At 40.8% G+C, this 10,229-nt stretch carries 12 protein-coding genes; all 12 read left to right on the top strand.

The annotated features are described in order from the left end of the window. The first annotated feature begins 3 nt into the window (after positions 1-3). Complete coding sequence (locus SOO65_RS02115; protein WP_321396188.1) at positions 4-780, top strand: ABC transporter permease; 777 nt, start codon at positions 4-6, stop codon at positions 778-780. Continuing rightward, the gene (locus tag SOO65_RS02120; protein WP_321396191.1) at positions 780-1,550 is read left to right on the top strand and encodes a prepilin peptidase; all 771 of its coding nucleotides are present in this window, start codon (positions 780-782) and stop codon (positions 1,548-1,550) included. The genes SOO65_RS02115 and SOO65_RS02120 overlap by 1 nt, the downstream gene beginning before the upstream one ends. Positions 1,551-1,642: 92 nt before the next feature. Further along, complete coding sequence (pilM, locus tag SOO65_RS02125) at positions 1,643-2,734, top strand: type IV pilus assembly protein PilM (RefSeq protein WP_321396194.1); 1,092 nt, start codon at positions 1,643-1,645, stop codon at positions 2,732-2,734. Between the two features lie 3 nt (positions 2,735-2,737). Next, positions 2,738-3,328: a PilN domain-containing protein gene (locus SOO65_RS02130; protein ID WP_321396197.1), complete on the top strand. Its 591-nt coding sequence runs from the start codon at positions 2,738-2,740 to the stop codon at positions 3,326-3,328. Next, positions 3,325-3,918 carry a type 4a pilus biogenesis protein PilO gene (gene pilO, locus SOO65_RS02135; protein WP_321396200.1) on the top strand — a complete coding sequence of 198 codons (594 nt, stop codon included), beginning with the start codon at positions 3,325-3,327 and terminating at the stop codon, positions 3,916-3,918. Before SOO65_RS02130 ends, pilO begins: the two co-directional genes overlap by 4 nt. Positions 3,919-3,921: 3 nt before the next feature. After that, entirely contained in the window at positions 3,922-4,407 is a 486-nt protein-coding gene (locus SOO65_RS02140) for a hypothetical protein (protein WP_321396203.1), read from the top strand. A gap of 45 nt (positions 4,408-4,452) precedes the next feature. Continuing rightward, positions 4,453-6,255, top strand: a complete 1,803-nt coding sequence (pilQ, locus tag SOO65_RS02145; protein ID WP_321396206.1) for a type IV pilus secretin PilQ — start codon at positions 4,453-4,455, stop codon at positions 6,253-6,255. Between the two features lie 60 nt (positions 6,256-6,315). Then, positions 6,316-7,368: a tetratricopeptide repeat protein gene (locus SOO65_RS02150; protein WP_321396209.1), complete on the top strand. Its 1,053-nt coding sequence runs from the start codon at positions 6,316-6,318 to the stop codon at positions 7,366-7,368. Then, the gene (locus tag SOO65_RS02155) at positions 7,346-7,771 is read left to right on the top strand and encodes a type II 3-dehydroquinate dehydratase (protein WP_321396212.1); all 426 of its coding nucleotides are present in this window, start codon (positions 7,346-7,348) and stop codon (positions 7,769-7,771) included. Before SOO65_RS02150 ends, SOO65_RS02155 begins: the two co-directional genes overlap by 23 nt. 11 nt (positions 7,772-7,782) lie before the next feature. After that, positions 7,783-8,349 (top strand): elongation factor P, encoded by a 567-nt coding sequence (gene efp / locus SOO65_RS02160; protein WP_321396215.1) that lies wholly within the window; start codon positions 7,783-7,785, stop codon positions 8,347-8,349. Positions 8,350-8,352: 3 nt separating this feature from the next. After that, on the top strand, positions 8,353-8,829 hold the full coding sequence (accB, locus tag SOO65_RS02165) for an acetyl-CoA carboxylase biotin carboxyl carrier protein (protein ID WP_321396218.1): 477 nt from the start codon (positions 8,353-8,355) through the stop codon (positions 8,827-8,829). Between the two features lie 18 nt (positions 8,830-8,847). After that, positions 8,848-10,200, top strand: a complete 1,353-nt coding sequence (accC, locus tag SOO65_RS02170; protein ID WP_321396221.1) for an acetyl-CoA carboxylase biotin carboxylase subunit — start codon at positions 8,848-8,850, stop codon at positions 10,198-10,200. The last annotated feature ends 29 nt before the right edge of the window (positions 10,201-10,229 follow it).

A 10,229-nucleotide genomic window follows, 5' to 3' on the forward strand; every position in this document is an offset into this window, starting at 1 on the left:
GTTTTGGGTATCACCAAGAAAATTGGCGTCATCGCCTATTATACAACGAAAGAGATTCTTAAAAGTAAGATCTTAATCAATGTTTTCTTGGTTGGTCTCGCCATGATGGTGATCTCTTATGTGGCTTCTGAGTTCACTTACGGAGTTCCTCAAAAAGTCGCCTTAGATTTTGGGCTTAGTATGTTGTGGTTCTCCTCATGTGGAATTGCTCTTTTCATGGGAGTGGGACTAATTTCGAAGGAAATTGATTCTCGTACCGTATACATGATTATTTCTCGTCCTGTCCCGCGCTATGCTTTTGTCCTGGGAAAGATTGCGGGTCTGATTGCTGTTTTGGTGATTAATATTGCTCTTCTCGCTGGTATGACACTTTTAGCATCTGCTTTTTTGGGTGGAGAAATTAGTGATCTTGTTTATTGGACACTGGGCTTTACGTTACTTGAGGCCATCTTATTATTGTTGGTCGTGATCTTCTTCTCATTAATTGCTAACAATATTCTCGCGATTATCATTTCTTTTTTACTATTAACCGTGGGCCACGCTGTTCAGGAAACCCAAAATTATCTCTTCGTAACAAGTCGCCCGTTACTGAAATCAGTCCTAGAGTTTTATCATTTGATCTTGCCGGCTTTTTATAAGTTCAATTTAAAAGATTTTATGCTTTATAATCAGACACTTCCTTTAGATTATCTTCTGATTAACTTAACCTATGGCGTGATCTATTCATTATTTGTTTTGGTACTCATTATCTTCCTTTTTAACCGGAAAAATCTCGATTAATGGAATACTTATTAGCGGTCTACTTTTTTGTTTTTGGGCTTTTGATCGGAAGTTTTCTGAATGTGGTGATTATACGTCTTCCGCAGAAAATGAATCTAGTGACCAAACGATCGGCCTGTCCAAAGTGCGGCACACAGTTAAAGTGGTACCACAATATTCCCGTTTTTAGCTTTCTGATCCTTCGTGGAAAGTGCGCTTTTTGCGGGACCAGAATTTCTTGGCGCTATCCATTGATTGAGTTATTTACCGGTTTAGTGGCCCTGTGGCTTATGCCTGCAGTGTTTACTCAAATGTCTCTCGGGCTATTCCTTTTTTATTTCACCATTGCCTGCATCTTTATATGCCATTTTATGATCGACCTGGATCATCACCTATTACTTGATTCTCTTAATCTGTATTTATTGGCCTTGTTCATGGCGTTCTCCGTTTTTACTTTTTCATGGGAATACTGGTTGATCGGAGGATTGATCGGCTTTCTCGGACCACTTTTAGTGACATGGCTCTTTTACAAATGGCGCGGGCAAGTTGGTCTTGGTGGTGGGGACATTAAACTATATGGCATTCTTGGAATTTATCTTGGTCCTACGGGGATTATCTTCACGATATTCTTAAGTTGTTTTGTAGGGGCAATTGTTGGTCTTGGTCTCATTGCTGGTAAAAAAATGACCAAGGATAAACCAATGGCCTTTGGACCTTCGATTCTTTTAGTGGCCGCTTTTCAGATATTTTTTCCAGAACATGCTCGCATCGTTCAGTCTTGGTTGTTCTAATGGCATGAGGCACTAAATCCTTGATAACTCATATGTGATTTGCCTATAATTAATTAAGTTTATTTATCCATCTATCAAAGACAGGGACGACTTTGGCAGGACCATCATTAAAAGAACAACTTGATGAGCTTTTAGGGAAACTCAATCCAGGCACGATTGTTGGCGTGGACATTGGTTCTCATAGTATCAAGGTGTGCGAACTTGCCGGCTCCCCGGGAAAATTAAGATTAGAACGCTTTGGTGTGTTCACACTTTCAGAAGCGGCACTCATTGAAGATGAAGTTCAAAAGCCATCGGAAGTTTCGGATGGGATTTTAGAAGCGTTCAATCAAGCGAGAATTAAATCACGCACTGTGTGTTTAGGTTTGTTTGGACCAAACACCATGACGAAACGTCTGAATGTTCCTGAAGGTACAGCAGAAGAAGTTGAAGATCATGTGATGTGGGAAGCGGAACAGTACATCACTTTTGGTGCAGATGATTCGCAAATTGATTTTGATATTGTCGGTGAAAACGAAGGTGGTGGTAAAGACGCCATTGTAGCTGCTGCTAAGAATGATCTTATCGATAGTTTCACCGAGCTATTAAAATCTGCCAAGATTCAGGTTAAAGTGGTTGATCTGAACGTTCTCGCCCTCTCAAATGTTTTTGAGCAAGTGGCGGGGGGTAATATTGAAGAGTACTCTCAAGGGACGCTGCTCTTAGATTTTGGAGCGCAAACCACAAAGATCGTTGTTTTCAAACGTGGCGGACCGATCTTCACAAAAGAAATTCCGGTAGGTGGTGGTCTCATCACCGAAGAGATTCAACGTCAGATGGGTGTGAGTTATGAAGAAGCTGAAGACCTCAAGACGACAACTGATGAAAATGGAAACCTTCCGGAAGAAATTTTAAATATCATTAACATTCAGATTGAAAAACAAATGTCTGATGTTAGAAAAAATATCAATTTCTATATCTCTCAAGGTAGTGCCGAACGAGTAAGTCACTGTTTCGTAACTGGCGGTGGTTCATTACTCCCTGGGCTTCTTGAAAAATTAACCGAGGTATCGGGCCTACCAGTTGAAAGACTGGATGTTTTCTCTGCAGTTAAAGTTGATGAGAAAAAGATAGGTCATAATCTTGAGCAACTAGCAGCCATTTCACCAGTGGTGATTGGACTGGCCATGAGGAAATTTTCATAGCCTATGATTAAGATTAACCTCTCCAATGAAAAAAAACAGGTCGACTTAGCCAACGTAGGTGGCTTTGATTTTTCCAAAGTAAAAATCAAACCACTTCTTTTGGTGATGGTCTTGGTTTATTTACCGGATGTTTTATTGGCGCCGATTCTTGAAGAGCAGAAAGAAGCTGCTAATCAGGAGCTATCAACTAAGCAGGCCAAGTTGAATTCTTTGAAGCGCAAGGTTGCGGCTTCTAAAGATATGGATAAGCAGATCAAGGAACTTAAGGCCCAGGAAGAGAACCTTGGGAAAAAGCTTCTTGCCGTAAAACAAGCCATTTCTGAAAAACGTAATCCGTCAAACATTCTTCTTTATATTGCAAAGAACATTCCAGCTGAACTTTGGATTAAGTCTCTGACCATTGATCAGGATAAAATGACGATTAAAGGTGAGGCCCTGGATTACACGAGTATCGGAAATTTTGTGAATAGCTTGCGCTCATCCATCTTTATTAAGGACGCCAATATTTCTGAAACCAATAGCACGGTAAGGGCAGATAAGCGAAGAATTGAAACTTTCGAGGTCGTTTTCGGAATCGCGAGGTTTGATCAATGAAAGATTTAATCAATAAACTCATCGCGAACATTCATATCGTTCTCTTTCTTTACGGTCTTTATAGCGCCTATGGAATGTATGAAACACATAATCTAGAGGTAACTGAGATTCAAAACCAAAGTTTGGCCCTGGATGGGGACATTGAACAAAACCAGAGAAAAGTTCGCGAGATTCAGGAATTCTCTAAAAAAACTAACGAATATAAAGTTCGCGTAGAAGAAGTGGCCAAAAATATTGAAGCAGTTCAAAAACAACTTCCTGCTGAGACTAACGATTCTCAGATTCTTGGATTTTTTCAAGGTGAAATGAGTTCACTTAACATTAAGGATTCTAACTTTACCCCAGGTAAAGAAGACAAGAGCACATACTACATTACTAAAGAGTATTCTCTTAAGGCGAAAGGCACATTTCTCCAGTTCCTGATTTTCCTAGAAAGAATCGGCACCGCTGATCGTATTTATAATATTAAGACACTAAAGCTTGAAACTTCGGCCACTCCACAAAAGGGTCGCTTTCAGGTTATTTCGGGTGAAGGTGTCATTCAGGCCTTCCGCTTTAATCCCGATTTTAAAGTCGATCGAGGATTTTAAAACATGAACTGGATTCTTTTGTTATTAATGATTTTATCTGTAGGGGCATTCGCTGCCCCTGCGAAAAAAATTGATAAAATGTTCGATAGCAAGACTAAAATCGAAAACCCTTTTGAACTCCGTGATCCTTTCAAGGCCCCTCAGTCCAGTCGAACGGAAAGTGGAAAAGATAAAAAAGAGGGATTTTATGTCTCAGGTAAGGGCCAATATAGTAATATTGGAGATGTGGCACTTGATCAAATCAATGTGGCCGATATCCGTTTAGTGGGTGTTCTGATTGGAAAAGAACGCCGCGCTCTGGTTTCCACTAGTAAAGACGGAAAGGATTCAAAAGGACCAGTCATCATTCTTAAGGAAGGAATGAAGATCGGGCCGGATTCAGCAGAATTGAAAGCGATTCTCCCAGGTGGGATTGTCCTGGTTGAGAAAATAGTCAATGTATACGGTGAGGAAGAATATTTAGAAACGGTTATACCAATTTCGAGATAATCTACTTACACTTTTATACATAGGCTCATCTTAAGGAAGAGAAGCATGAAGAAAGGATTTTTTCTAATTACGCTTATTTTGGGCATTTCCTATAATGTGTCCGCTCAGGAAATCAAAAACGTAAATTTTGTTCAAGAAGGCGAAGTCAGTAAACTTATCATTGAAACTGATAAGGAAAATGTTTTTGCTGAACGCTTCCATGTGACCGAAGATAAGCAGATCATCCTTGATCTTAAAAACGTAAAAGTTTCTCCAAAGCTTCTCCGCGGAATTGATACTTCAGAATTCCCTGGTTCAACTGTTTATATTTCTGGTTACAAAAAACCAGGTACCGCTAATGACGTGCGCTTTGCAGTTCAACTTCGTGATAACGTTCGTTCAATTCTGGAACCTTCTGGTAACAAGATTGTCCTTAATATCGAAAACCGTTTTGGTGTTTTCTCTAAGGGTAAAATCAAAACCAACGATAAGGCCGCTCAAAGTGACCTGGTTGAAGATGTCGTAGGTCTTAACGTTCCCAAATCAAATTCTATTGAAGACATCCTTCATAACCTGACTCTCTCAGGTCCAAAAAAATATATTGGAAAGAGAATCTCAATCAACGTTCGTGATATTCCAGTTCCAGATATTCTAAATATGATTGCTGATACCTCAGGTTTCAACATCATCATTGATCAGGAAGTTGCGAAACTTCCCAATTTGACCCTTACACTTACGAACGTTCCTTGGGACCAGGCACTTGATACGGTTATTAGCCTTTCAAAACTAGTTGCCCAGAAGAACGCCAACATTCTAATTGTGAAGACTCTTGCTTCTGCTACAAAAGAAAAAGAAGAAGAGATGAAACTCGCTGATTTGAAAGACAATCTGGCTCCACTGGTAACGAGAGTATTTTTAATTAACTACGCAACCTTAGTAGACATCGAAAAAATCGTTAAAGACTACATCACAAAAAATGTCGGAACGATTCAGCTGGATGAAAGAACTAACAGCTTGATCGTTATGGACACAATCGATGCGATCGAGAGAATCAAGAAGATCATTGAGACGCTAGATACTCAAACTCCACAAATCATGATTGAGGCCAAAATTGTTGAAGCGGTTGAGAGTTACTCAAAACGTATCGGTCTGACGAAAGGTATCTCTTTCGGTTATGATCCTGTCGGTGCTATCCAAGCTCCGGTTGGACCTGGTTTCTCCTTCAGTTCTGCTCCAAACGTTACAACTCCAACTGCGTTGGGTATGACGATTGGTATCTATAAGAGACTTTTAAACTTGGATTTGAACCTTCAGTTAATGGAATCAGAATCTAAGGGCCGTATCATTTCTACTCCAAAAGTAGTTACTCAGAACAAGAAGGCCGCGACGATTACAAGTTCAGAACAAACCAGCTTCCGTGTTCAACAACCGGCCACAGGTAACCAACCTGCTCTTGCTACGTTCCAGAACATCACAGCGGATCTTAACCTGACAGTTACACCTCAGGTAACGAACGATGGTGCTGTTAATATGCAAATTGCACTTAACAAATCTGCTTTCGGTACAAGACCAACAGTGGACGCCCCACCAAACATTACAAGAAGAAACATTACAACTAACGTTTTAGTTGATAACGGTTCAACTGTTGTAATTGGTGGTTTATACCAAACGACAACACTTGAAACTCGCTCAGGTATTCCATACCTTCGAGATCTTCCTCTTGTTGGATGGCTTTTCAGTACGCCGTACGCTCCTGACACAAGCAAAAACGAACTCATCATTTTCATGACTCCAAGAATTATGAATCAGGATGAGGCCGGAATGGTTGATCGTCAGGCGAAATCAGGTGTAAACAGCACTGAGCTGTAGGTAGGTTGACCCGTGTTTGGGAAAAAGAACCAATCTGCCTTACTGGCAAAATACTTCAACATGTATAAAAAGAATCCGCGCTCGAGAGTGTTCGCACCTCTCGCGGAATCTTTTCGTAAGTTAGGAATGTATGATGACGCCTTCAAAATTCTGAAGGACGGAATTCGTCATCATCCCAATTATACTCTGGGTTACATTGTTCTCGCTCATTGCTATTACGATCAGCAAAAGTATGAGCTGACTTACAATACCCTTCGTCCAATCATCGCGCAGAACGCGGATAATATTTCTCTGCAAAAAATCTTCGCTCAGGCATGTATCCACTTAGGTCATCTAGAAGAAGCACTTGATACGTTCAAGTATCTTCTCTTCATGAATCCAAAAGACCGTTACTTCGCTGAACAAGTAAAACGTCTGGAAGATGATCTCATGGTGGGACACAAGAAATTGAGTCTCGATCAAATCATTAAGGCCCCTGATTTACCGGCACCGAAAGATGCGATTTCTCCTCCTGCTCAAAGTATTGATGATGATTGGGTGCAAGTTGATTTCAATCGTCCTGCCCAGGAAGAAAAGAAACAACCTGAGAAGCCGGCCGCCATTCCTGAACCAGAAGAAGAGAACGAATGGGTGATGAAAAAGCCCGGCCTGGACGAACATCCGATTCTTAAAACGGAAAAAATTCAGGAAAGAGATCTTGAAGATGAGTATTATGCCGACGAGTTTGAAGAAGAATTTGGTGATGCCGAAGAAGTAAATGCTAGCGCCATTACTTCGGACACACCAATTGTCTCGCATACACTAATTGATCTTTACTGTGCTCAACACTATTACGACAAGGCAATTGAACTTCTGGAAAAAATCCTGGAGCTCAACCCTAATGATGTGGCCTCGATCCAGAAGTTGGACAAGGTCCGCGGATTAAAAAATCAAAATGTCGAAACGAAACCTTCTGGCCCTGTCACTGAGCAGGAAGGTCATGACGAACTCATCTCAATCATAGAAACTCAGGTAAAGGTGAAATCACCGAAAGAGATCAAGGTTGAAGAAACATTCAACCGCTTCCTGAATGAATTGAAAGAGAGAGCTCATGAAAAAAATTCTCATTATTAATGGACCAAATTTAAACATGCTGGGAAAACGTGAACCTGAGGTTTACGGAAAAGACAGCCTGGACGATATCCGTGTGTGGACAGATTCAAAAATTAAATCTGAGGCCACCACAGAATGGTATCAATCCAATATTGAGGGCGAAATCGTTGACCGTATTCAGGCCGCTCACTCTCAAGATTTTGACGCTCTAGTGATCAATCCAGGTGCTTACGCCCATACCAGTGTCGCCATTCATGACGCATTAAAAATCCTTAAAATTCCAGTAATTGAAGTTCATTTAAGCCAGGTCTACCGACGCGAGGAGTTCCGACATACTTTGTTGACGGCAAAAGCTGCTTCCGCCATAATGAGCGGGCTCGGAAAACAGAGTTATTACATCGCGATAAAATCGCTGATCGATTAAAGGAACATTTCATGTACCAAACAACTGATTTTAGAAAAGGTCTTAAAATTGAGATCGAGGGAAAACCTTGGATCATCGTTGATTTCCAACACGTAAACCCTGGTAAAGGTTCTGCGTTTGTTAGAACAAGACTTCGCAATCTTGAAACGAACCAAACTTTAGAAAGAACTTTCAAAGCTGGAATCGAGACTGTTGGTAAGCCGGACATGGAAGAAAAAGAAATGGAATATAACTATTCGGACATCGATGGTTATAACTTCATGGACCAATCAACATTTGAAATGGTTCACCTTTCTCACGATCAAGTTGGTGACAACAAGTTCTACCTACAAGAGAACATTAAAGTATTCATTCTATATTTCAACGGTCGTCCGATTTCTATCGAGCTTCCAAACTTCATTAACCTAAAAGTTGTTGAAACAGATCCAGGTATGAAGGGCGATACAGCTACTGGTGGTTCTAAAAAGGCCATCATGGAAACTGGTCTTCAAGTGAACGTTCCACTTTTCATTAAAGAAGGTGAAGTTCTTAAGATCGATACACGTACTGGCGAATATATCGGAAGAGAGAAGGCATAATTTATGAAACTAGATACATTAAGCATTGATTCTCTAAAAGAAATCGTAAAAGTTGCTAAAGAACAAGGTGTTGCTGAACTTCAGGTTGAAGCAAAAGACTTCAAAGTATCAGTAAACTTCGCTACTGCTCCGGCAGCTGTTCACCACGTTCAACCAATCGTTCACCAAGCTCCAGTTGCTATGGCCGCTCCGGCCCCAGTAGCTGCTGCTGCTCCTGCAAAGGCCGCTGCAAACGATGCTGGTCTTCACGTAATCAAATCACCATTCGTTGGTACTTTCTATGCTTCTCCATCTCCTGGGAAACCAGTTTATGCAAAAGTTGGCGACAAAGTGAAAACTGGTCAGCCGCTTTGTGTTCTTGAAGCAATGAAAATCATGAACGAAATCGACTCAGACGTTAATGGTGAAATCGTTGAAATCTGTGTTGATAACGAGTCTCTTGTTGAATACGGTCAGCCGCTATTCAAGATTAGAAAATAAAAAGTAGAGAGTAGTCCCGTGACCACTAAAAAATTCAAAAAAGTACTCATCGCTAACCGTGGTGAGATTGCAATTCGTGTAATCAGAAGCTGTAAAGAATTAGGCATTGAAACAGTGGCAATCCACTCAACTGCCGATGAAGATTCTCTTCACGTAAAGATGGCCGATGAGTCTGTTTGTGTTGGTCCGGCGAAATCAAAAGATTCATATTTAAATGTACCACAAATTCTATCTGCTGCTGAAATCACTGGTGCAGATGCGATCCATCCTGGTTATGGATTCCTTGCTGAGAATGATGAGTTCGCGGCAATGTGTGAAAAGTGGGGAGTAACTTTCATTGGTCCATCTGTTTCTTGTATCCAAGCAATGGGTGATAAAATCGAATCGAAAGTTACTGCAAAAAAAGCAAAAGTTCCGACTCTAGAACCGATCCTGGTTCAAGATACAGACGAAGCATTCATCAAAAAAGAAGTAGAGAAAATGGGCTTCCCAGTTCTTATTAAATCTTCAGCTGGTGGTGGTGGTCGCGGTATGAAGCGAATCGAAAACTTCGAGGAACTTTGGCCGGCACTTATTCGTCTTCACGAAGAAGCAAAAGCTGCTTTCGGGGATGGAACTCTTTTCATTGAAAAATATATTACAAATCCTCGTCACATCGAAGTTCAGATTCTTGCTGATAAACATGGCAATGTAATCCATCTTGGTGAACGTGATTGTACAATTCAAAGACGTTTCCAGAAAGTTCTGGAAGAAGCACCTTCTCCGGTTCTTTCTCAAAAAGTTCGTGAGGAAATCTGTGATTCTGCTGTTCGTCTGGCGAAGTTCGTAAACTACGATTCTGCCGGCACAGTTGAGTTCTTATATGATCTTGATACGGAAAAATTTTACTTCATGGAAATGAACACTCGTATTCAGGTAGAGCACCCGGTGACTGAAGGTCGTACCGGTGTTGACCTTATTTCTGAGATGATTCGTCATGCTCAAGGTGAAGTTTCTCGATTCAAACAGTCAGATATCACTTTTAGAAACCACGTGATGGAATTCCGTATCAACGCTGAAGATCCAAAAACTGGTATGCCATCTCCTGGTCATATCACGCATTATCACAGACCTGGCGGAATTGGCGTAAGAACAGATGACTATATCTATACAGGATATACTGTACCACCACACTACGATTCTATGATTTCGAAGATCATCGTTCAGGCCGATAACCGTGCCAACTGTATCACCCGTGCTAAGCGCGTGTTGAATGAAACAGTGGTAAGCGGAATCAAAACGAACATCGATCTCCACAAGGAAATCTTGAACGATCCTGACTTCGTAGAAAGTAAGTTTTCGACCAATTATTTAGCTAAAAAACTAGTTTAAAAGTATAATAAATCCAAGTGTTTAATATG

It is taken from the genome of Peredibacter starrii, from assembly GCF_034259205.1.
In the GTDB taxonomy this organism is placed as follows: domain Bacteria; phylum Bdellovibrionota; class Bacteriovoracia; order Bacteriovoracales; family Bacteriovoracaceae; genus Peredibacter; species Peredibacter starrii.